Here is a 24,296-nt window from a genome sequence, read left to right on the forward strand (position 1 = left end):
AGGAATCAGTAATACGCAAGCTTGGACCGGCTTAGGATATATACATAGTTAGCTTCTTTCAAAGATAATAATCTCTTTACTAAGTATGTCTTAGAAGGGAACAAAGTAAAACCACATGTATTTTGCATCTGAAGAGTAATAGTTTTTTAATTCAGCTTAGATACAGGCTTTTTCTCTTTGCTAAATATAGACTACTATTTGTTAGTTTTATATTACATCCTGTTTATTGTTATTAATATATCTTATTTAGCTGTTTAGCATAATTAGCTAGTCGGTATAAAGGTGATTTCAGTCTACCTGTCTCATTCAATCCTATGCAGTAATTCCAGTTCCCAATTATGTAAAGACTACTTTTTGCCCTGGTTATAGCCACATTTATCAGGAATTCATTTCTGTTCAGGAATCTTGCTTTACTTTCAGGACTATTATTAGTGACTACTAAACTTAGGATCATGATGTCTTTCTCATCTCCTTGATACTGGTGAACAGTATCAACCTTTATCTCCTCCCGCAGGTCAGGTGAAAGAGAATCAAAGATAAACCTCTTCTGATCTCTAAATGGTGTAACAATACCTATGGAAGCATCCTGGAATTCTTTTCTCAACTTCTTAGCCAAGTCTATACAAGCTGTAGCCTCTGCTATATTTAAGTTCTTATCATTTGACATCTCACCTTCAACCTGGACCCAATTTAACCCAAGTCTGCCAAACTTAAACAGTTCACTATGTGTCATGATCCTTAAGCTTTGCCCTAATCGTCTTTCGTAAAACTGGGTGTTTGAAAAACTAATGATTTCAGGATGACATCGATAGTGCTCATTTAAGAAGACGCTCTTCAGTTTCGCTTTATTTGCTAAGGAAGCCGCATAATCATATAATGAAGTGCTAACATACCTACTACCTATACCTTGTAAATCCAGAGACTCAAGAATATATTCTTCTTCATAATTCTGAACGCTTGTAATATGCGTCAGCTGTAGCGGATCTCCAATTATGACAGCCTTTTTCGACCTGAAAAGCAATGGTAAAGCAGAAACCAGATCGCATTGTGATGCCTCATCAACTACCACCATATCAAAAAGGCCTTCACTTAATGGAAAAGAATTTTTTACTGACAAGGAGGTAACACATACAACATGAAAATCCTCTAGAAACTTCTTACTAGCAAATCTGAAGTCCTCTACATCTGCATCTTTCCATACTTGAGCCGGCAGAAAATCAACATATTCCTGTACCTGATGCCTATCCATCTTATAAAGATCATCAGCAAGCTTCATATCTAATGCTTTTATCCCGAGTGCTGGCAGTTGCTTTCTTATTTCTGCTATTTCCGTTAAAAAATTTGTCTCTTCCGAAACCAAGAATTCTAATTCTTTCTGGACAGAAGCAATTTTCCATTCGACAGAACGCACTTTCTCTGTCAACGAAGTATGCTTCCCTTGAATAGATAACTGGTCCTGGTAAAGCCTTAAAATAAATTTTAAGTTTTCATCCAATGACTGATAAGCTTTAAGCGTAAGGCTGGTCCACGGTGAGTTCCTCTGTACATAATCATTCCAAGCTGCAGGCAACTCATTGTTTAACCTTCCTGCAAATTCTTGTGCTTTAGACTTCAGGAACAAGTTAAACCATAACCTACTAAAAATGCCTGAGCCTGCTCTCTCAACTTTTTTTACCATTAAGGTTACCTGGTTCTGATCTATTCTGAACCATAAAGCTTGATCTATAAAAAGCTTCCTGTAATCAGATGAAAGACTTCTATGCCATTGCTCAATAGCCACTTTATTTTGAGCAAGTTCAAACTCCAGTTCAGAAACCTGATTTTTAAGTATTGGAATTTTAGCTACAAGCCTTTCAAGCTCTGCTCTCCGGCTGTTCAATTTATTTATAGAATCCTTTAAAAATTTAAGTTGACCATCTACGTTCTTACAATCGCCAATGCTTGCTTTACCTAGCATTTTCCTCAATTTCGGTTTTGCTACCTCTTCTATGTCAGTCTTCGAGCCGAACCTTAGAACTGCTTCACTATTAAGTAGATGATCTAACCTGTCTTTCACATTGTCTACAGCTCTATTATTCTTACTTGCAAAAAGAACAGAATAGTTATTCATTGCTGCATTTGCCAATATGTTGGCAACCACCTGTGATTTGCCGGTACCTGGAGGGCCTGTAACCACTGTAATATCCTGCTTGAAAGCCTGCGATATGGCTTCCTCCTGAGAATTGTTTAATGAGGTAATTTGAATGAATGAATGCAGAGGAAGTGGTTGAGGCGTCTTTAACTTAGACTCTTGATGAAGAAAAGACAAAAACATCCTATTATTAGTACTTTCAACTTTTTTGCCTAGAGTGTTAAGCTCCGATTGTAGCTGTGCCGTAAACATGCTCTCACTACTCAATCCAATATAAACTCTGCTTCCGAGAGCAATAGAATCAGATAGTACTGATTTTAAGACATTTAATTTTTCGTGAAGATTATTAGCATTGTTAATTCCTGTACTTAGCTCCTCAATTATATCATCCTCTAGCCCCATTTGCTCTAACTCTTTTACATACAGTCCAAAATCATTCTGATTTATTTTGATCTCGCTACTATTACGCACATCAGATGTTAATAAAACTGTATACAGTAAAGGCCTGCCTTTACTATTGAGCATAACTTCAATACTTATGAAAATATTTTTGGGGAATCTCTCTTGCTTATTCTTTAACCATGCTTGATAGAATGTATTATTTGCTGATAAGTCAATAACATAATCTGTTAAATCTTGTTGATTATCTAAAGGGAGATGGTGCAAATCTGTTGCAGAAGGTTCTTTGAACCTTTCAAGTTGAAGTAATGTACGGTAATATTTTAACAAACGAATTCCTGTTGTCCCTGGCTCGCTAGCCGCTCCAATTAATCTCCTAATGAAAGCTATCTTTTCTGCAGAAGCTTTTGAGGGAAACTTATCTGGGATTTGATCTTCAGCGGTACCTCTGTCAAACAAATTATCCGCACAAACATCCAGTGTTAATAAAATATTACTTATTTCTCTATCTGTGAATTCTAGTGACTCAGAATATTTATCATTAAGTAGTGTTATAATATTCTCCTTGTCAGCAATATGAAACCACCTCTTTATACTACCGGCTATTAAACTTTCATCATAACTAACCTTTTGCTGAAATAAAACAATTCCCCCTACATGGCCCCACCTAATATCTGATCTGACACCCTCAAGAATTGAATCTTTATTATCCTCTAAGAACTGAAACAAAGAAAATCTATAAGCTCTTACTTGTTGAAATGGATTTCTCATATGAGCGCCACCCTCAACATAAACATGATCCCCCTTGGGTGTTTCTAAAAGCCACGGATTGTTTTCTGAAAACTGAATTCTCCCAGAGTAGTCTTTGAAATCTATAACAGAAATTTGCCCTTTGTTTATAAAAATAGCGTCGATGGCATGACCATTCACACTAATATTGCCCACTAAGACATGCTCTCCAGCCTTAGCCTTAAAATGATGTTGTAGTGATTCCGATAAAGTTCTAAAGAACTGGTTCTCCTGAGTAAAGCTAAATTTCCGGATCAAATAACTAGTAAAGGGCATAGGTTTTTTAGTATGGAGTTAATAAATCTATATAAATAATTTATATTCTACTTAAAAATGTTTTTTTTACATGTTCATCATGTATAAAAACATTCATACGGGCCTTTGGCGTCCCCAATCATGATTAATTAAAGGCTCATATTTGAATTCATGGTTCTACGTAGTAAATAGGTACCAACCAGTTATTAATTAAGAGCATGTTTAAATTTTAACTTTCTGGTTTTCAGGTTATTCTATTTAATATCACTTGGCAATTATGCCATAACACCCAACTTTGAGCACTTTCCGGGGTCTTTTCTCGGTCTTTATCGAGCCTGCGAAAGAAGTTAAATATACCGAAAGCCCGCTCTGTCACCCATCTCCATTTCACCGGCACAAAGCCCTCTGAGGCTGGAGGCTTGGAGCTTATCTCCAGTTCCACGCCCAGCAGGTTCTCATTTACCCATTCCATAAAGACCTTCTCATAAGCTGCATCGGCCAATATAGTTTCCATCCGGTGCAGATACCCCCTGAGCGGAGCTACTACCCGCTCAGCCAGGGCACCATCAGCCTTATTAGCACTATGGACCACCACGCCCCATATCAGGCCCAGTGTGTCGGTAATCACATGCCGCTTCCGCCCATTAACCTTTTTATTGCCATCTACTCCTGTTTCTTCCCCTACAAAAGGAGCCACTTTAACAGACTGTGTGTCAATGCTCAGCAGGCTTGGCGAGGCTTCCTTGCCAAGCCTGTCACGCTCTCTTCTATTGAGCGCCCAATTAAGCTTCTCCAGTGTGCCGTCCTCCTGCCATTTGCGGAAATAATAGTAGACCAATTCCCACTTGGGGAACATCTCCTCAGGCAGGTTGCGCCACTGCCCGCCTACCCGCAGCATGTAAAAAATAGCATCTACTATAACCCGCAGCGAGTGCTTGCGTTTCCTTGCTGTAGGAAGCGATTTGCTCACCACTTCCCATTGCGAGTCAGTAAGTCTCTTATACTGAGATTCCATAAGCTGTATTGTTTGGTCACTTTTCGCTTACGGACTGACTCGCGCTTTTTTACTTATCCAAAAGATTTAAACATGCTCTTAGATTTAGATCTAAATCCAATTAGTCATAAAGAAAGTTAATGGCGAACGCTTATTTTATGAGAAGGTGTGGGAGTTACATTGTACAATAGGTGAAAAACACTTCCTATTTCCAAATCCATCATTTAAGTAACATAGGCAGCAGAAAGCACCACTATACCAGTGCAAACGAAACCAGAACTATTTTAACTATCTGACGCATCCTGCTTTTCAGGGCCACAACCAATTGCTGAAGGTATGGAAAGCTTGACTTCACCTCATGAGCCTGCACCTTAATAATACTTAGATCATAGTCGAAAAATTGGGCATTAGCCAGATTGCGAGCCAGAGCATGATACACCTTCTGTGGGAGGACGTTTACGAGAAGCATTCGGAGGAGGAAGTGAGTACCAACGAGCTCTAGCCATAAGGTGGACCTAGAGGCGATAGAAAAGCGCCAGCCGAGACGGCGACATGACGGCATAACGTGTGTTATGCCTCCACATAGTACAAGCCGCCTGTGCTGGCCATCACACAGCGAGGACAGCTGCGTTGTAACCGAAAAAAGACTATTCGCCTCATAATTTAGTAAGCGGCAAAAGTGACCAGCGAACTCAATACAGATGAATACAGAGTTTACTCCTGACTATCATTACCCTACAGGCACAAGTAGGTTAACCATAGCCGGAGGCAGTATACCCAGGACGTGGACGGAGATGGCAAATGTGAAGCGCACATGAACTCACTGGAAGGTTTCTAGTCTTTGCTTTGACCCTAGCTGCAGCCGAAGCAATCTCACATCAACATTATTTATGCAGTTTGGGATTCAGTAAGTTTTTACACAATATCAGAAAAGAGGAAGGCTCGCCTTGGCTGTTCTATTGAGACTACTTATAGAAATCTGAAATCATCCGAGCTAAAGATAAGAGTCCGTACATGCCTTGCTAACTTTCCATATTCCTTACTGCTATAAGGGGTAAAGAGCAAACATGGCCCCGAAGGGAGCTATATAAAACTTAATCAGCTATAAATAAACCCAAAATAAACTTCGGCCCATTTTTCCCGAGCCGTAAGCAATCAGACACTATTTTAAAGCAACCAAAGATGACATTATCGATAAGAACCGTAATAAGATTCAATCAATACACCTTTTTTGAGATAGTCAAGATATAATCTGACAGTTTGATTAAATTGAATGTGACGCATTTCATTAATTAAACCCGATTATACCATGACTACTCATGACAAAATTATCAAAAACAAGTTAGGATTGCTAAACCTGGCCGAGATGCTGGGGAACGTATCGCAGGCCTGTAAGGTGATGGGATACAGCAGAGACTCCTTCTACCGTTTCCAGCAGCTCTACGAGCAGGGCGGCACATCCGCCCTGCAGGAGATCAGCAGACAGAAGCCTAACATTAAGAACAGAGTGGAAGAAGCTGTTGAGCAGGCTGTCGTGGAGATGGCCACAGAACAACCAGCCTTCGGGCAGCTAAGGGCCTCCAACGAGCTTAAGAAAAGAGGTTTGTTTGTCTCGCCTGGAGGTGTTCGCTCCGTATGGCTGCGCCACAATCTGGAGACTTTTCAAAAGCGCCTGAAGGCACTGGAGGCGAAGGTGGCTGAGCAGGGAGTGATCCTGACAGAGGCCCAGGTGGCGGCCCTGGAGAAGGCCAAAGAGGAAAAGACGGCGCACGGGGAGATCGAGACGCACCACCCCGGCTACCTGGGGGCGCAGGACACCTACTATGTGGGCTACATCAAAGGCGTGGGCAAGATCTACCAGCAGACCTTCATCGACACCTACAGCAAAGTGGCCCAGGCCAAAGTCTATGACCGGAAGAACGCTTTGGTGGCCGCTGACATGCTCAATGACAAAGTGCTTCCTCTATATGAGCAGCACGATATCCCGCTCTTGCGCATCCTCACGGACCGGGGCACGGAGTACTGTGGGGCCAGGGAGCACCACGAGTACCAGCTCTACCTGGCCATCGAGGACATCGACCACTCCCGGACCAAGGCCAGGAGCCCGCAGACCAACGGCATCTGCGAGCGTTTCCACAAGACCATCCAGGACGAGTTCTACGCCATCGCTTTCCGCAAGAAGGTCTACAGCAGCCTGGAGGAGCTGCAGAAGGACCTGGACGTGTGGCTGGAGCATTACAACAGGCAGCGGACCCACACAGGCAAGTACTGCCTGGGCAAGACGCCCCACCAAACTTTTATGGACGCTATCCCCTTGGCTAAAGAGAAAATGTTGCATCCTTTAGCGCAGGATCCTGTCAAACATTTTTTTTCGGAACCAGACCTTTCACCTCAACATGAAGGGATGGTGCAGAAAAAAAATGAGCCCGACGGCGCGGGCTCATGGAACAATACGTTAGGGCAGATGCCTGCCAGATAAGCCGCAACTGTCAGACTATATCTTGACTACTACACCTTTTTGGAACATTAACTTTCCTTAATGTTTTTTGAAATCGGTAAGAGCACTTGAATATTTCTGCTTCACCTTATCCTCAAAGCTATCTAAATAATTTTCAGTAGTTTTTAAATCACTGTGTCCTAAAGATTCAGAAATCAACTCCATGGGGGCACCAGCACGTTTAAGGACGGTAGAGAAAGAATGGCGAGCTGAGTATGTAGAAATATTCTTTTCGATTCCAACAGCTGTAGCAATTCTTTTGATATACTTATTGATGTCCTTCGTAATATTCCTTACTCGTGCTAATTCTTTTTCAGGAGTAAAGCCTTCCTCCAAAAAGGGGAATACAAAATCATCCGATTTCGTCATGCTATTCCCCCACCTTTCGATTATTTTATCTATTTCAGAAGTTCGTACAACAGTTATAGCTTTTAAATTCTGTCGGCTGGTGCGTTCAGTTTTTGCTCGTATGAAAGTAATTCTTTCACTTTCAAGATTTTTAAATTTTAGGCGGGCGATATCTTTCACATTGATACCATTACACAAATATGAGAAAATCCAAAGATCTCTGGCTCGGGCCTCTCCATCGTGCTTAGGCTCATAGAGGAATATTTTTTCAATATCCGAGAGTTCCAGTGCCTTCTTTACATTTCTACCAGCAGGTATTATGTACTTCCTCCTACCAAATGGATACTGCTCCTGCAAAGCATCTCCAGATGCAATAGCATCATTATATAACGCTCGCAAAGGCCTAAGGTAAATTCCAACTGTAGTTAAAGACTTGCCGTTAGTTAGCATCCAATGCTCATACTCTTTCAGGAAATCAGGAGTAATAGCCGAGAAAGGCAGACTCTTTTTGTTGGCGAAGGTCTTTATAGACTTTTCTGCACACTCATATGAACTTGCAGTACCTGCCCTTCCCTCCTTTTGCAATCGCTCTATTTGAGTTTTGAATGCCGCGAGGACGTCCTCCTTAGATGAGGCATTCAAGTACTTCTTTTCAAAAGATTCAAAAGTAAATACATCTAACTTCCCAATAATAGTAACTGCTTTTTGTTCAATAGCCTGAAAACTGATTTGTAGCTCCTTATATTTGGCTTTAGGTTTTTCAGAGCAGACCTTAGCAAAATCTTCTTCGGTCAGGCTATAAGGAGTCGGGTAATACTTCCTCTGCCTTTCATATGTTATTCGTAGTTTCACGGGGTAGCTTCCGTCTTTCAGAGCTCGACGGGTGTCTAGCATAATAGAGGTATGAGCTGGTTTCATCTTATCTGCATGAATAAATTTACACACAATTTGCACACAAAATTTCAAAACACAAACAATCAAACGTAAATATTCATACAAAAAACTTGCTCTTCACATAATAAATGGACATTTTATAAATATGGGTAAATACCTGAAACACTAAAATTCTGACTACGAATCAGAAGGTTAGGGGTTCGACTCCCTTCGCGACCACTTTATAAAGCCACTTACAGGTAAAACTGGGAAGTGGCTTTTTTTATGTATACACAATTCGCCTACATAAACCCTTGATTTTTAGACATTACAACTTATCGTAGCTCACATCGGTAACTTGATGATTATTTTTGAGCAGGCCCTTAAAACACCAGTTATCTCCTCTACCTTATTTTCCGCCCACCAGCGCATAACCGAAGCCTCCTGATCTCACCTTGAGTTTAAAACTCACCTGCCGAAGACTCTAAAACAAGGGAAATTATCTACCCGGAAGCTCAAAAAAAAGCGCGAACCAGGAAATGGCTCGCGCTCTGAGTACAGATGAATACAAAAACTACCGGGCCATCCAGCCGCCATCTACCAGCAGAATGGCACCGTTTACATAAGCAGCAGCATCTGAGGCCAGGAAAACAACCGGCCCTTTAAAGTCTTGCGGCTCGCCCCAGCGGCCTGCCGGAATGCGCTCCAGAATAGATTTAGATCGAACCGGATCAGCACGCAGCGCTTCGGTGTTGTTGGTGGCGATATAGCCAGGGGCAATGCCGTTCACATTCACGCCTTTAGACGCCCACTCGTTTGCAAAGGCCTTCACCAATCCTGCCACTGCCGACTTACTGGCCGTGTATCCTGGCACGTTTATGCCCCCCTGGAAGCTAAGTAAGGAGCAGGTGAAAACAACTTTACCGCTTCCTCTGGCAATCATGTCTTTGCCAAACTCCCGGGTGCAGATAAACTGGGCATCGAGGTTAACCGAAATCACTTTGTCCCACCATTCGTCGGGGTGCTCGGCCACAGGCTGGCGCAGAATCATGCCGGCGTTATTTATCAGGATATCGATGGTGTGGTTTGCCTTTACTTCGTTTATAAATCCGTACAGGCTTTCGCGGTCTGAGATATCGACTACATAGCCGCTAAACTTACGGCCAAGGGCCAGTACCGCTTTTTCTGTATCGCCGCCGAGTATGGCCTCTGCATTAGAAGCTCCCACTACATCGGCGCCGGCTTCTGCTAAGGCAATGGCCATTGCCTGGCCAAGCCCTGTGTCGCTACCGGTTACAAGGGCTGTCTTGCCGGCAAGCTCAAAATGATTTAGAATGTTCATTTTATGATTATTTATAAATGGTTTTATTTTTTTTCAGCGTGTAGGTAGTGGCAAAACTTACCAGAACCCAACATCTGATTTGTACTAATTGTTATAAATCTTGCATCTTGTGCCCTGTAGCAAATGGCAGTACAAATCCGGTTTCCGGGATGGCAAGTCGCCGTCTATAATAACTTCCAGGCTTTGCCGAGACATTACCGCCTGTTGGCACAGAAGCATGCATTTGCCCCTTCTATGCACAATTGTTTCCTGGCAGGTGGCATGCGCATGGCCCTGAAAAAGCAGAAATACAGAAGGTGTGTTTGCAGATATTGTTCAATTACAGCAGGAATTTTGGGAGACACAGCCAGCATACTGAAAAGAAGACATCTTATCATAGAAAATTTCCCGTAATAACCTACCGGGTGAAGGTCCTCTTTCTGTAACCTATAATCAATGATAAGGATCATTTTTCCTGAAGCCGGCGCTTCCTGTGCACTTTTTTCAACAATCTGCCGGTAATATCGGATACAACTGAGAAAATGGCCTCCCCGGTTACTATCAGGCCATAATAGAGCAGGCTATCAAACCTGAAAGATAATTTCGGTTTAGCATCGCCTCAACTTATCGTAATTAGAAATATCAGCGCCTCAGTCAACAGGCAGCAAGAATTAAGTGGTACATTCCAGATACTTTTAGGGATGCAGGACTTATTAATTCATGTGTTAAAATGGGAAAAGCTAAGCCCTAAGTGCCAGCATTTTTATAATTGCCTCTGGAGCCTCCTCAGAATTTCAGAATATTTTCAATATTTGTATATAATATTACAATAATCCATTATATTAGAGGGCGTTTAGCCCATTTTGGGAAGCCGCCAGAAAAGGCGATAGTCGCCAGTAAATTTTAAAAATATACCCACGGCCTGAACAAACTCCATGCAAAGCTTATTTTAGGCAGAAATACCCATGACGAAGAACTACTACTTATTACTAGGCATTGAAGAATCAGCCTCTCAGGTAGAGATAAAGGAAGCCTACCGGAAATTGTCTAAAAAGATTCACCCTGACCTGAACCATGGCGAGCGCTTTTTTGAAAACTACTTTAAAGAAGTGCAGGAGGCATACGCCACCCTATCGAACACGGAGAAAAAGCGCACATACGATACCAGGCGGTTCAGCCCGTCGGAGTTTAGCAGCAATGCAGGCGCCAAGCAGCTTCAGTTTCAGGTAACGAGGCTGGAGCTCAAGATAAACGAGCAAAACAAGCTGATCTCAACAATACAGGAGGAAAAAAAGGCGCTTGGCCAGGAACTGGAGTATTTTATAAAAACGCTCTTCGAGGTAAAAACCGACAGAAATGAACTAAAGGCAAAAGTGCAGGAGCTCGAGCAGCAAGCGGCCACTCTTACCCAAGAGGCCAGGAAAAAAACTCCGGAGGCAGCACCGGAGGCAGTGCCGCAACAGCAGCTACAGGCGCTGGAACTGCAGGCAGAAAACGTAAAAAACGGTCTGAAGAGCAGGATCGGGGAACTGGAGCAGGAATCTGAGAACGCAAAGGCTCTTCTTAAAACACAGACAGAAGCACTTGCCCTTGAAGCGGCTCAAAAACAAGCGCTCCGGCAACGAATAGATGCCCTGGAACTGGAGGCTAAGGCAATAGGGCAAAAGCTCAGCAGCAGGCTGGAAACCGCGGAGCTAAAAGCCATGCAAGAAAAGACCAACCTCCTGCAAACTATACAACAACTCGAGCAGCAAGTGAGCCAACGCCAGGCCAGCCTGCAGCAAAACGAGCAGGAGCTGGAACAGGAAGCTGCCACCAAACGTGAACTCCTGCAAAAGATAGAGGCACTGCAGCAGGAGACCGACGCCAGCAAAGACAGCCTGCTGCTGGAATTGAAGAAGATGCAGGACCAGAACCCCGACGCCTACCAAACCCATGTGCTGCAAGCCCGCATAAACCAACTGGAGACAGAGGTAAACTCTAAGCAAAACAGCCTGCAGCAAAAAGTAAAAGAGCTGGAGAAGGAAGTAAACCAGAAGCTGGAACTACAGGAAAAAGTGCAGGAACTGGAGCTAGAGACCGAAATTCTGAAAGGCGACCTGCAAAACAAAACAATTGAACTGGAAACAGCAGCGGTTCAGAAGCAGGCGCTACAGCTAACAATAGAAGGACTGGAGGCACAGGTGAAACAGCAACTGCAGCTGCAGAACCGGATTCAGGAGCTGGAACTGGAGGCTGATAGCCAGACAAGCATTATCCGGTGCAAAATAGCTGACCAAGAAAAAGAAGCGGCTGCCCGGAAGGAGCTTCAGAAAAAGGTAAGGGAGCTGGAGCTGGATGTAAAGGCCAGGGCCATTGCCCACGATGGCAAAGTGCAGGAACTGGCGCTGGAAAAGAAAAAGCAACACGACCTCCGGAAGAAAATACAGGTACTGGAGCTGGAGGCAGAGCAGAAACAGGCGCTACAGAAAAAAGTGCAGGAACTAACCCAGGAAAACGGCGCGAAACAAACGGCTATTCAGCACAAAACACGCGACCTGGAACGCGAGACAAAGCTGAAACTTGACCTCCTGCAAAAAGTAAAGGAGCTGGAAACCACACATCATAATCAGCAGCTAAAGGCGCAGGAATTGCTGAAAGAAGTCGAAAACACCAAACAGAAATACAGGGGCCTGGCCAAAGTGCAGCCATTTATAGTGGAGCAGATGGATTTCTTTAACTCTAATAAACCAGACGAATACGGCGACACGTTTTATAAGCAGGATATAAAATACATTTTCAGCCGGCTGAAAGTGACCATGCTGGCAGAAACATCCGGAAAGCTCCCTGTGCTGGTAAAATACAGGAAGCCAAACGGAGAGCTTTACTTTAACCCCAAATCGTCGCCGAGCGGCTACTCTTTTGCCGCCACCATAGAGTACTCGCCTCAGGAACAGTACATTTACCTGGCTGGCTGGGGCAGCGACCACGAGAGCACCTTTGTAGCAGGAGACCACCAGGTAGAGATCTGCACCGAGCAGGGGCGGCAGCTGGGCAGGGCCAACTTCCATGTAAAGGAAAAGCTGCTGAACATGTCGAAGATCAAAAGCTTTTTCTAGGGCGGGCAAACCCACACCAACATGTTTATACAGCTTACGCTGGAGTAACAGCTGGTACCGCAGTGGTGTAAGGCTCGCTTAGCAGTTCGCCCACGTGCTTGCGGATGTTCTGGCAAATCTGGTCGAGGGGCAGGTCGTTGGCATCGGTGCCGAAAGGGTTCTCAATTTCTTCGGCTATCAGCTCCAGGCTCGCCAGTGCATACAGGATCAGCACCACCACCGGAACCACGAAATAGCCCATACTGAACACCCAGCCAAAGGGCAGGGTCATCACAAAAAAGAAAATGAACTTTTTGATGAACACGCTGTAGGTGAAGGGTATGGGTGTGTTCTTAATGCGCTCGCAGGCACCGCAATGGTTCGTAAGGGCCCTTACTTCTGCATCGAGCGCCAGCAGTTGCGTAGCCGACAGCTTGCCCTGCATGTGCAGCCGGGTTATTTTCTGATACATGCTGGCGGCGATCTGGTTGGGCAGGTGCCGTTCTTTTTTGAGGTCCAGCACCGGGTCAATCTCATGGAAATCCTCGTTTTCGCGGAGCAGGCTTTTTAAGGCAAACGCATAGCCCGGAATTGTTCTCCTGAAGAACACCCTGTCGTCCTCTTCCTCCAGGCAAGCCTGAAGCATAATGGCCAGGTTGCGGCTGGAATTTGTAAGGCCGCCCCAGATTCTGCGCCCTTCCCACCAGCGGTCGTAAGCGGTGTTGGTGCGGAACACCAACAGGAGCGAAATCACGAAACCCAGCACCCCGTGCATCAGCCCCACATTCCGGATATGGTTTGTTTCTGTCAGATTTAGATGGTTCAGCTCAAAGTAAGCAATCAGGCAGGAGTAAAGGCTCACCAGGATCATCAGCGGGAAGAGCTTCCGGAAGGTGTCGGCCTTAGGAAACCGGACCAGGAAGAAGAACCAATCCTTCGGGTTATAATTTATCATGTCGGGTTACGAAAAGGAGCATCAGGCAGGGCGCAAAGCTACTGATAAGGCAGATATATTAAAACAACAAAATTCTCCGTCGGCAGCGGCATCAGAAAGCTCCGGAGGGCCTTTTTCATTCAAATAATTGCTCCTTGAGGTAGGCCAGTGCTTCGCTGATTTTAAAACCAACTCCTGAAGCAGAACCTAAAAGCACTTTAACCAGCAAGTTCACGGAGTTCTTCTGAGTAAGCACTGGCAGGTTTGGGGGAGAAGGATAAAATGCGTGTATCCGAATTATTCTAATCAAAAAGGCCCTCCGGAGCTTTCTGATGCCGCTTGCAGGCGATAGCATACACAGGGGCTTTTTCGTTCTAGCCGGTGCTAAAAACAGAAAATCCTGTTCTTTTTGCAGCATTGCAGCAGTTGGAATGAACAAACTCTGCTACGGCTATGTTAACCACCTGAGAAAACCCCATTCAGCTGTAAAATAAGCACTTAAAAATTTAATAATCAGTTTATTTCAGGCTGCCTACTAAAAATATGATCCCTTTTCCGTAGCTTTGCGCCTCGAAAACCCTATTCAATGCAAAATATTCGAAATATCGCGATTATCGCACACGTTGACCACGGCAAGACCACGACCGTAGATAAGATCATCCACGCCTCAAAGCTTTTCGCTGAGCACCAGCACTTTGACGACCTGATTCTGGACAACAACGACCTGGAGCGTGAGCGAGGCATTACGATCGTTTCCAAAAACGTGTCGGTTCGCTACAAAGACGTTAAAATCAACATTATTGACACGCCTGGTCACGCCGACTTCGGTGGTGAGGTAGAGCGTGTACTTAAAATGGCCGACGGCGTGCTGCTGCTGGTCGACGCTTTTGAAGGCGCCATGCCCCAGACACGCTTCGTGCTGAGCAAAGCCATACAGCTTGGCCTGAAGCCGATTGTGGTAGTAAACAAAGTAGACAAAGAGAACTGCCGCCCCGACGAGGTGCACGAGCAGGTGTTCGACCTGATGTTTAACCTGGATGCCTCCGAAGACCAACTGGACTTCGTAACGCTCTACGGTTCTTCCAAGAATGGCTGGATGAGCCGCGACTGGAAAGAGAGAACAGAGGATATCACGCCACTTCTGGATGCCATCATCGAAGAGATTCCACCGGCGCCTTACCGCGAAGGCTCCCCGCAAATGCAGATCACGTCGCTCGACTACTCCTCTTTTGTGGGTCGTATCGCCATTGGCCGCGTGCACCGAGGCACCCTGAAAGAAGGCATGCCCATCAGCCTGTGCAAGGCCGACGGCACGATTAAGAAAGGCCGCATAAAAGAACTGCAGGTGTTTGAAGGACTGGGCAGGAAATCTGTGCAGGAAGTATCGGCCGGCGAAATCTGCGCTATTACGGGCATCGAAGGCTTTGACATTGGCGACACCATTGCCGATGCTGAAAATCCGGAGCAGCTCCAGCGTATCTCTATCGATGAGCCAACCATGAACATGCTGTTTACGATCAACAACTCTCCTTTCTTCGGCAAAGAGGGCAAATTCGTAACATCGCGCCACCTGCGCGACCGCCTGTTCAAAGAAACGGAGAAGAACCTGGCCCTGCGTGTGCAGGAAACCGACCGCGAAGACTCGTTCCTGGTGTTCGGCCGTGGCATTCTGCACTTGTCCGTACTAATCGAAACCATGCGCCGCGAAGGCTATGAGCTACAGGTTGGTCAGCCACAGGTAATCTTCAAAGAAATAGACGGCGTGCGCCACGAGCCTATCGAGCTTTTGGTAGTAGATGTGCCGGAAGAAACAGCCGGCAAGGTAATCGAGCTGGTATCGATGCGCAAAGGCGAACTGGCCATTATGGAGCCGAAAGGCGACCTGCAGCACCTGGAGTTCACCATCCCGGCGCGTGGCCTGATCGGCCTGCGTAACAACGTACTCACCGCTACGGCTGGCGAGGCGATCATGAACCACCGCTTCCAGAGCTACGAGCCCTACAAAGGACCGATCCCGGGCCGCAACAACGGTTCTATCATTTCTATGGAGACAGGCCCCGGCACAGCCTACTCTATCGACAAGCTGCAGGACCGCGGCACTTTCTTCGTCGATCCGGGCGTAGATGTATACATGGGCCAGGTAATCGGAGAGCACAGCCGCCAGAACGACATCACGGTGAACATCCAGAAAGGCAAGAAGCTGACCAACATGCGTGCCTCCGGATCAGACGACAACGTGAAGATCGCTCCTGCCAAAAACTTCTCGCTGGAAGAAGCCATGGAATACATCCAGAAAGATGAATTGCTGGAAGTAACGCCGAAAAGCATCCGCATGCGTAAAATTTACCTCGATGAGAACGAGCGTAACCGCATGTCGAAATCAGATTCGTAAGAACTTAAAAACTTACTTTCCAATCCCCCCAGGCAACTTTGTTGGCTGGGGGGATTTTTTTTCTACTGGAGAAGCAGCCTTGAAACAGGAATAACATTCGGCATATTCAATTGTCAGGCATTGCTCTTAATCCGAGAGTAAGTGGGCTTATGTAAAACATGTCGCATACAGGATCAGCAGCAGTGCAAAATGGTCCTGAGGGGCCTTTTTATTGAAATAATTTCATCAAACCGACACACCAGGTACCAGGCAGTACTGGCAACACCTACCAATCTGATGTAGTGGCTGGCATGGCTGCAGCACAGACTAACGTTAATCCGCTTACAGACCGGAGCCTCTGCCGCAAACCCGCTCCGCCTATACAATTTCACAAAAAGCTCTTAACTTCAGGCTCATTTAGCAACGACTCGTGCGGCGGTGGTCAGTGCAGCCATGCAACTCCTTATAAAATACCGCTGAAGCCGCGGAAATTTGGAAAGTATTTCAGGGTTAGAGATTGTAGAACTAAAACAATCAACCAACTTGTTATCAATAAGTTAAAGATGTTTCGAAAGGCTTTAGAAATAGTGGCAAATAAAAAAAAAGATTTCACTTGCAGGAGTAAATAGCTGAAATTGTAAGCAGATTTAACTGGCATCCATGACTTTAGGTTAGAAGAAGGAATGTCACTCAAATAAAGAATAAAGGCAGGATTCTGATCATTAAGATTGGCGCTGCAGCAAATAACCTTGTTAAAAATAAATACAACAATGGCATTAAACAAATTTAGCCGCATTTATACGCAAGACGACAGCCTGCCTGCCTCACAGGCCATGCTGATCGGCTCTGGATTATCGGAACAGGATCTGCGCAAGCCGTTTGTGGGCATTTGCTCTACCGGCTTTGAAGGCAACACCTGCAACATGCACCTCAACGACCTGGCAGACGATGTGAAACTGGGCGTCTCGGGACTTGACCTGGTGGGGCTACGTTTTAATACCATTGGCGTAAGCGACGGCATTACCAACGGCACGGCTGGCATGCGCTATTCGCTCGTGTCGCGCGAGATTATTGCCGACTCTATTGAGGCGATGGCTGGTGCACACAACTACGATGCGCTGGCCTGTGTGGTAGGCTGCGACAAAAACATGCCCGGCTCCCTTATTGCCATGGCCCGCCTGAACCGCCCCAGCATGATGGTGTATGGCGGCACGATTAAAGGTGGTTTGTTTAAAGGAAATAAACTGAATATTGTATCATGCTTCGAGGCATTCGGCAAAAAGCTGAACGGCGAGATCTCGGATGAGGATTATAAAGGAATTATCCGAAATGCCTGCCCTGGCCCCGGTGCCTGTGGCGGTATGTACACAGCCAACACCATGGCTTCTGCAGCGGAGGCGCTCGGCATGTCGCTTCCGTACTCTTCCTCTCTGCCGGCCGTAAGCCAGGAGAAGCGCGACGAGTGTCTGAACACAGGCACTTACCTGAAACTCCTGCTCGAAAAAGATATTAAGCCAAGAGATATCCTGGTAAGAGAAGCCTTCGAAAATGCCATGGTCCTGATCACCGTGCTGGGCGGCTCTACCAACGCGGTTATCCACCTGATCGCCATTGCCCATGCGGCTGGCGTGAAACTGACGCTGGAAGATTTCCAGGCCGTGAGTGACCGTACGCCGCTGCTGGGTGACCTGAAGCCAAGTGGCAAGTACCTGATGGAAGACCTTTTTACCGTTGGTGGTGTGCCGGCTGTTATGAAAACCTTGTTAAATGAAGGCTTGATTAACGGGGACCTGCTGACCGTAACAGGTAAGACCATAGCCGAGAACCTGGCCGATGTGAAGCCGCTTGGCGAGGAGCAGGACCTGCTCCGCCCCATGTCTGACCCAATTAAAGCCGATGGCCATATTCAGATCCTGTACGGCAACCTCGCTACCAAAGGCGGCGTGGCCAAAATATCCGGTAAAGAAGGAGAGCGGTTCGAAGGGCCTGCCATTGTTTTCAACTCAGAAGAAGAATTGAACGAAGGTATTACGCAAGGCAAGATAAAAGCAGGTCATGTGGTCGTCATCCGGTATGTAGGCCCCAAAGGAGGACCCGGCATGCCAGAAATGCTGAAGCCAACCTCTGCTATTATGGGAGCCGGCCTGGGCGATAAAGTAGCGCTTATTACAGACGGCCGTTTCTCAGGCGGTACGCACGGCTTTGTGATTGGCCACGTAACCCCGGAAGCCTACGACGGTGGCAACATAGCCCTGGTAGAAGACGGCGACTGGATTGTGTTGGATGCCACTACTAACTCTATACACGTGCAGGTAGATGATGCGCTGCTGAGCCTGCGCCGCGACAAATGGAGCAGACCCGCGCCAAACGTGACGCAGGGTGTGCTGCTCAAGTACCGCAGAACAGTAAGCGACGCAAGTAACGGATGTATTACAGATTTAGAAGATGCTTATGTTAACGAACGAGAAACAAGCTCCGGAATTGCTTAAAGAAGATCAGGTGGCAGAAACTATCACTGGTAGTGAAGCTCTTGTAAAAATTCTCCTGGCAGAGGGAGTAGACACCATATTTGGATATCCTGGCGGTGCCATTATGCCCATCTACGATGCGCTCTATGGCTACATGGACAAAGTGAATCATGTGTTGGTGCGCCACGAGCAGGGCGGCATTCATGCTGGCCAGGGCTATGCACGTTCATCGGGCAAGGTGGGTGTGGTGTTTGCCACCAGTGGCCCCGGCGCCACCAACCTTATTACTGGGCTGGCCGATGCGCAGATAGACAGCACGCCGCTGGTTTGCATTACAGGCCAGGTGTTTGCGCACCTGCTGGGAACCGATGCTTTTCAGGAGGCAGATGTGATCAGCATCTCGGCCCCGGTTACCAAGTGGAATTATCAGATAACCGATGCTACCGAGATCCCGGAAGTGCTGGCCAAGGCATTTTACTTTGCCAAAAGTGGCCGCCCCGGACCAGTGCTGATCGACATTGCTAAAAACGCCCAGATCCAGAAGTTCGAGTTCAAGGGCTATAACCGCTGCGACCATGTGCGCAGCTACCGGCCTAAGCCCATTGTGCGCAAAGAGTACATAGAGCAGGCTGCAGAACTTATCAACGCTGCAAAAAAACCTTTTGTGCTTTGGGGGCAGGGCGTAATGCTGGGTTCGGCGGAGCAGGAGTTTAGAGAATTTATAGAGAAGAGCGGCATACCAGCCGCCTGGACCATTATGGGAGCCGGCTCCCTGCCAAGCGACCACCCGCAAAATGTGGGCATGCTGGGCATGCACGGCAACTATGGCCCTAACGTGCTCACCAACGAGTGCGATGTGCTGATTGCCATCGGCATGCGTTTCGACGACCGCGTAACCGGCCGCTTAGACAAGTACGCCAGGCAGGCCAAAGTTATTCACTTAGATATCGATCCTTCTGAAATCGATAAGAATGTGAAAACAACAGTACCGGTTTGGGGCGATTGCAAAGAAACCTTGCCGCTCCTCACCGAGCTGATCGAGCCAAAGCAGCATACTGAATGGCTCCAGAAGTTCCGCGACTACGAGCAACAGGAAATAGAGGCCGTAATCCAGAATGAGCTTTTCCCAACATCAGAAGAACTGACGATGGGCGAAGTAATTCAGCAACTGAACGAGCAGACCAGGGGTGAGGCGATTATTGTAACAGACGTGGGCCAGCACCAGATGGTAGCCTGCCGCTATGCCAAACTCAACAAGACCCGCAGCAATATTACCAGCGGCGGCTTAGGCACCATGGGCTTCGCCCTGCCGGCTGCCATAGGTGCCAAATTTGGAGCTCCGGACAGAACCGTGGTGGCCGTAATCGGCGACGGTGGTTTCCAGATGACTTTGCAGGAGCTGGGCACTATTATGCAGAGCGGCGTAGATGTTAAAATACTGATACTCAACAACCAGTTTCTGGGTATGGTAAGGCAGTGGCAGGAATTGTTTCACGACAGGCGCTACTCGTTTGTAGACATAACCAGCCCTGATTTTGTGAAAGTGGCCGACGGTTATGGCATTGCCGGAAAGAGCATCTCTAAAAGAGAAGATCTGCAGAGTGCCTTAACTGAAATGCTTTCGCACAAAGGATCTTTCCTGCTCGAAGTAATGGTAACAAAAGAGAACAACGTGTTCCCGATGGTGCCGCAGGGATGCAGCGTGAGCGAGATCAGGTTGAAGTAGTCTTCACAACCAGTAGAAGAGAAAAACAGCATGACGAATCAACAGCAACAAGAAAAACAGGAGTATAATATCACGGTTTACACCGAGAACACCATTGGCTTGCTTAACCGCATCTCCACTATCTTCTCGCGCCGTAAACTCAATATCGACTCCCTGAACACCTCCCCTTCTGAAATAGAAGGCATTCACCGTTTCAACATTGTAATTAATGTAACAGAAGAGGTGGTGCGGAAACTGGCCAGCCAGATAGAAAAGCAGGTAGAGGTACTGAAGGTGTATTACAATACCAACGACGATATTGTGTGGCAGGAAATGGCCCTGTACAAGGTTCCGACCGACATTATTGCCGAGCAGGCGCTGGTAGAGCGACTGCTGCGCGAGAATGGTGCCCGTGCCGTAGTTATCCGGAAAGACTACACCGTGTTTGAGACAACCGGCCACCGCGAAGAAACCGACAACCTGATAAAAGTGCTGCAACCGTTCGGCCTGATCGAGTTTGTGCGCAGCGCCCGCATCGCAATTATCAAAGACAGCGAAGGCTTTAACAGGAAACTGCGCGAGTTCGAGCGCAGGGAACCCGGCCACGAGGTAATCGAAAACGAGTACCTCAACCGCCGCGACAAAGTGTTTACCATGTAATAAGATCCTAGATACTAGATGTTAGATTATAGATTTTGTTCTTGAATAGTTGGTTATAGGCAGAGAGTTTTAGCTCCTTCCAATACTCCACTTCACTTTATTAAAGTCTAATATAAAAGTCTAACATCTAGCATCTAATATCTAAAATCTAATAAAATAAACAATTATTAACTAGCTAAAATCAGAATGGCAACTATCAATTTCGGAGGAGTAGACGAAACAGTTATCACCCGTGACGAATTCCCTCTTTCAAAAGCTCAGGAAGTTCTTAAGGACGAAGTAATCGCAGTTATCGGTTATGGCGTGCAAGGTCCTGGTCAGGCTCTTAACATGAGAGACAATGGATTTAATGTTATCGTAGGTCAGCGTAAAGACTCTTCTTCCTGGGAAAAAGCGAAGAGCGACGGTTTTGTGGAAGGCGAGACCCTGTTCCCGATCGAAGAAGCGGTGGAGCGTGGCACGATCATCTGCAACCTGCTTTCTGATGCCGGACAAATTGCAGTTTGGCCAACTATCAAAGAAAGGCTGAAGCCAGGCAAGACGCTTTATTTCTCTCATGGCTTCGGCATCACATTTAAGGAGCATACCAACATTATTCCTCCTGCTGATGTTGACGTAATTCTGGTGGCCCCTAAAGGCAGCGGCACCAGCCTACGCAGACTGTTCCTGGCCGGTGGTGGCCTGAACTCTTCGTTTGCTGTGTTCCAGGATGCTACTGGCAAGGCTTACGAAAAAGCGATTGCTATGGGTATCGGAGTAGGATCTGGTTACCTGTTCGAAACAGATTTCAAAAAAGAAGTATACAGCGACCTTACTGGTGAGCGTGGTGTATTGATGGGTGCCCTTGCTGGTATCATCGAAGCACAGTATGCGGTACTGCGTGAGCGTGGCCACTCTCCTTCTGAGGCGTTTAACGAAACAGTAGAAGAATTAACCCAGAGCCTGGTGCCACTTGTAGGCGAAAACGGAATGGACTGGATGTACGCGAACTGCTCTGTAACTGCACAGCGTGGCGCTCTTGACTGGAAAGGAAAGTTCAGAGAAGCTACTTTGCCTGTACTGAATGAGCTTTACGATAGCGTAGCCTCTGGCAAAGAAGCACAGCGTACGATCGAGAGAGGTTCTAACCCAGAGTACCGTCAGGACCTGGAGGCCGAGCTGAAAGAACTACGTGAGTCAGAATTATGGCAAACCGGAGCGGTAGTAAGAAAACTGCGCTCTAAATAAGGAGTAAATTTTTAATGGATAAAGCTATAGCCCCTTTAGATACTGCCATCTCGCTTGAAAAAGTGGAGAAGGCAGCTAAGAACTTAAAAGGCGTCATTTACAAAACACCCCTACTGCAGAACCTCTCGCTCTCGCAGCACTACAATGCCAACATTTACCTGAAGCGGGAGGATCTGCAGGTGGTGCGGTCTTACAAAATAAGGGGAGCGTACAACAAGATGTGCGGATTGTCGGAGCAGGAGAAAGCGCGTGAAATCGTTTGTTCCAGTGCTGGTAACCATGCACAAGGGGTTGCTTATGCCTGCCAGTTGTTAGGTATCAAGGGCTATATCTTTATGCCTTCTAATACGCCTGAACAAAAAGTGAGCAAGGTGCGCCTGTTCGGCAAAGAGATGGTAGAGGTGGTGCTGACAGGCAACACTTACGACGATACCTTTAAGGCCGCTAAGGAGTTTTGCGACAGCCGTGGCAGCACCTTTATTCCTCCCTTCGACGACATGGCCATTGTAGAAGGCCAGGCAACCGTAGGGCTGGAGATTCTGAAAGATGCCTCCTTCTCTATCGACTTTTGCTTTATGCCGATTGGTGGCGGTGGTCTGGCCTCTGGCCTAGCGAGTGTGTTTAAGCGGCTGAGCCCGCACACGAAGCTAATTGGTGTGCAACCTATGGGAGCGCCGTCTATGTACCGCTCCATACAGGAGAACAGGCGCCTGATGCTCGACCAGATCGACAGCTTTGTAGATGGTGCCGCCGTGAAATGCCCCGGAGAACTCACCTTTGAGATCTGCCGCGAGCTGCTCGACGACGTGGTGCTGATTCCGGAAGGCCAGATCTGCGAAGACATTCTGAAGATGTACAACGAGGAAGGCATCGTCCTGGAGCCCGCAGGCACCTTGTCTATCTCTGCTCTGAAAGGCTATGCCGGTCAGATAGAGGGCAAGAACGTGGTTTGCATTGTGAGTGGCAGCAACAACGATATCACCCGCATGGAGGATATCAAGGAGCGCGCCATGCAGCACCAGGGCCTGAAGCACTACTTTATGGTTACGTTCAACCAGAAGCCTGGTGCATTGCGAACCTTTGTGAATAAGGTGCTGGACCCAGACCACGATATTATTCACTTCCAGTACATCAAGAAGAATAACAAGGAAAAAGGCCCTGTGTTTGTAGGCATAGAAGTAAAGCATCCGCACGATGTGGAAACGATAAAGTTGAAAATGCTCGAAGAGGGATTCGCTTACGAATACCTGAACGGCAAACAGGATTTCCTGAACTTACTGGTGTAGCGGCACTCAATCTGCCAATACCAATAGTACAAGCCCTGCCTGATTATTTCAGGCAGGGCTTTTTTTGTGTGAAGGCCATAGCCGTCAGGCTATGCAAGCCACTTTCATCCTGTTATTCCAAAAAAGCTGCCCCGCTGGCCCTTGTTGTGTGTTTTTCACCAACAAGCACCGCGGCTGCTCAATATGTAAAAGCATCAAACAAGTGTCTGAAGGCCTTTTCCCTTCTTAGCCTGACGGCTATGGTACGAAGCAAAAAAAGTTAAAGATTCGTTTGCTGATGTCATCGTAACTGAATAACCAGGCAGGTATTTGGTAGGTGCAAACTAGAGTACAGCAGTTATTCCTTCCGAAGGGCCATTTTCATTTAAATAATTGCGGACGAGGCCAGATCTGTCGCATCATATTAGCCCATATCTCAGCCTAATACAAAAAAAGCGGGTGCTTCGATCAAATTGATCAAAGCACCCGCTTATAACTTTTTCAATACTATATTATATCACGTCATTATTGTTTATTAGTATCCTCAGCGTCTATGGTCTCAGTTCTGGTGGTAGTGTCTGTTTCGATTACAGTCTCTTCCACCTCGTACTCAGATACTCTTGTTTCTGAGTCTATAACTTGTTCGTTAGCATCGTTGGCAGTTCCACCCTGATTATCGCAAGAATAAAGGCTAAATGAACCAAATAGAACGGCAACTGCAAAAAATAACTTTTTCATAATCTACTTTTTAGGTTTAAATTTAATAGCTCCTTTTATAATTGTCATAAACATAGGGCTATCGTATATTTCTCATCTTTACGAACTTAAGATTGGAAAGGATGTGTATATTTTGTATTTTTATCATAACAGCCTAAGTAACCTGCTCATAATAAACTGATTGCCCTATAATTTTTATGCAATTATTCTAATGAAAACCGACCCTCGGAGGGTCCTGCTGCTATAAGCTTCTTGGGGTGTTGGC

General features: G+C 46.4%; 14 protein-coding genes, 1 tRNA gene and 1 pseudogene. 9 read left to right on the top strand and 7 right to left on the bottom strand.

Annotation, left to right across the window (positions count from 1 at the left end; all coding sequences use genetic code 11):
* Positions 1–232: 232 nt before the first annotated feature.
* The gene (locus FJM74_RS06420; protein WP_187261750.1) at positions 233–3,595 is read right to left on the bottom strand and encodes an AAA domain-containing protein; all 3,363 of its coding nucleotides are present in this window, start codon (positions 3,593–3,595) and stop codon (positions 233–235) included.
* 223 nt (positions 3,596–3,818) lie between these two features.
* Entirely contained in the window at positions 3,819–4,589 is a 771-nt protein-coding gene (locus FJM74_RS06425) for an IS5 family transposase (RefSeq protein ID WP_187261751.1), read from the bottom strand.
* 1,288 nt (positions 4,590–5,877) lie between these two features.
* On the opposite strand from FJM74_RS06425, the pseudogene FJM74_RS06430 reads away from it, so the two are divergent.
* A pseudogene (locus FJM74_RS06430) lies at positions 5,878–6,903 on the top strand (IS481 family transposase); the annotation flags it as partial.
* Positions 6,904–7,104: 201 nt separating this feature from the next.
* On the opposite strand, the gene FJM74_RS06435 reads toward FJM74_RS06430, so the two are convergent.
* Positions 7,105–8,331, bottom strand: coding sequence for a phage integrase SAM-like domain-containing protein (locus FJM74_RS06435; RefSeq protein ID WP_187261832.1), 1,227 nt, complete (start codon positions 8,329–8,331; stop codon positions 7,105–7,107).
* A 110-nt stretch (positions 8,332–8,441) separates the two neighbouring features.
* Between FJM74_RS06435 and FJM74_RS06440 the strand changes: the two genes are divergently transcribed.
* Positions 8,442–8,526 (top strand) — tRNA-Arg (locus tag FJM74_RS06440).
* A gap of 334 nt (positions 8,527–8,860) precedes the next feature.
* On the opposite strand, the gene FJM74_RS06445 is transcribed toward FJM74_RS06440, so the two are convergent.
* Positions 8,861–9,628, bottom strand: coding sequence for an SDR family oxidoreductase (locus FJM74_RS06445; protein ID WP_194349956.1), 768 nt, complete (start codon positions 9,626–9,628; stop codon positions 8,861–8,863).
* Positions 9,629–10,572: 944 nt separating this feature from the next.
* On the opposite strand from FJM74_RS06445, the gene FJM74_RS06450 reads away from it, so the two are divergent.
* A complete protein-coding gene (locus FJM74_RS06450; RefSeq protein ID WP_187261752.1) occupies positions 10,573–12,705 on the top strand; it encodes a J domain-containing protein in 2,133 nt (710 codons plus the stop codon).
* Between the two features lie 34 nt (positions 12,706–12,739).
* On the opposite strand, the gene FJM74_RS06455 is transcribed toward FJM74_RS06450, so the two are convergent.
* Complete coding sequence (locus FJM74_RS06455; protein WP_187261753.1) at positions 12,740–13,639, bottom strand: bestrophin family protein; 900 nt, start codon at positions 13,637–13,639, stop codon at positions 12,740–12,742.
* Between the two features lie 115 nt (positions 13,640–13,754).
* Entirely contained in the window at positions 13,755–14,057 is a 303-nt protein-coding gene (locus tag FJM74_RS06460; RefSeq protein WP_187261754.1) for a hypothetical protein, read from the bottom strand.
* Positions 14,058–14,204: 147 nt separating this feature from the next.
* Here FJM74_RS06460 and typA point away from each other — a divergent pair, with 147 nt between their 5' ends.
* The 6 genes from typA to ilvA all read left to right on the top strand — a co-directional run bounded on the left by typA (position 14,205) and on the right by ilvA (position 23,335).
* Entirely contained in the window at positions 14,205–16,010 is a 1,806-nt protein-coding gene (typA, locus tag FJM74_RS06465; RefSeq protein ID WP_187261755.1) for a translational GTPase TypA, read from the top strand.
* Between the two features lie 749 nt (positions 16,011–16,759).
* Entirely contained in the window at positions 16,760–18,478 is a 1,719-nt protein-coding gene (gene ilvD / locus FJM74_RS06470) for a dihydroxy-acid dehydratase (protein ID WP_187261756.1), read from the top strand.
* Complete coding sequence (gene ilvB, locus FJM74_RS06475; RefSeq protein WP_187261834.1) at positions 18,441–20,183, top strand: biosynthetic-type acetolactate synthase large subunit; 1,743 nt, start codon at positions 18,441–18,443, stop codon at positions 20,181–20,183. The genes ilvD and ilvB overlap by 38 nt, the downstream gene beginning before the upstream one ends.
* Before the next feature lie 30 nt (positions 20,184–20,213).
* Positions 20,214–20,822, top strand: a complete 609-nt coding sequence (gene ilvN / locus FJM74_RS06480; protein WP_187261757.1) for an acetolactate synthase small subunit — start codon at positions 20,214–20,216, stop codon at positions 20,820–20,822.
* A gap of 186 nt (positions 20,823–21,008) precedes the next feature.
* On the top strand, positions 21,009–22,049 hold the full coding sequence (gene ilvC, locus FJM74_RS06485) for a ketol-acid reductoisomerase (protein WP_187261758.1): 1,041 nt from the start codon (positions 21,009–21,011) through the stop codon (positions 22,047–22,049).
* 14 nt (positions 22,050–22,063) lie between these two features.
* Entirely contained in the window at positions 22,064–23,335 is a 1,272-nt protein-coding gene (ilvA, locus tag FJM74_RS06490) for a threonine ammonia-lyase IlvA (RefSeq protein WP_187261759.1), read from the top strand.
* A gap of 504 nt (positions 23,336–23,839) precedes the next feature.
* Here the strand turns inward: ilvA and FJM74_RS06495 are convergent.
* The gene (locus FJM74_RS06495) at positions 23,840–24,052 is read right to left on the bottom strand and encodes a hypothetical protein (protein WP_187261760.1); all 213 of its coding nucleotides are present in this window, start codon (positions 24,050–24,052) and stop codon (positions 23,840–23,842) included.
* Positions 24,053–24,296 lie beyond the last annotated feature (244 nt).

Origin of the sequence: Pontibacter beigongshangensis, from assembly GCF_014332515.1 — a bacterium.
Taxonomy (GTDB): domain Bacteria; phylum Bacteroidota; class Bacteroidia; order Cytophagales; family Hymenobacteraceae; genus Pontibacter; species Pontibacter beigongshangensis.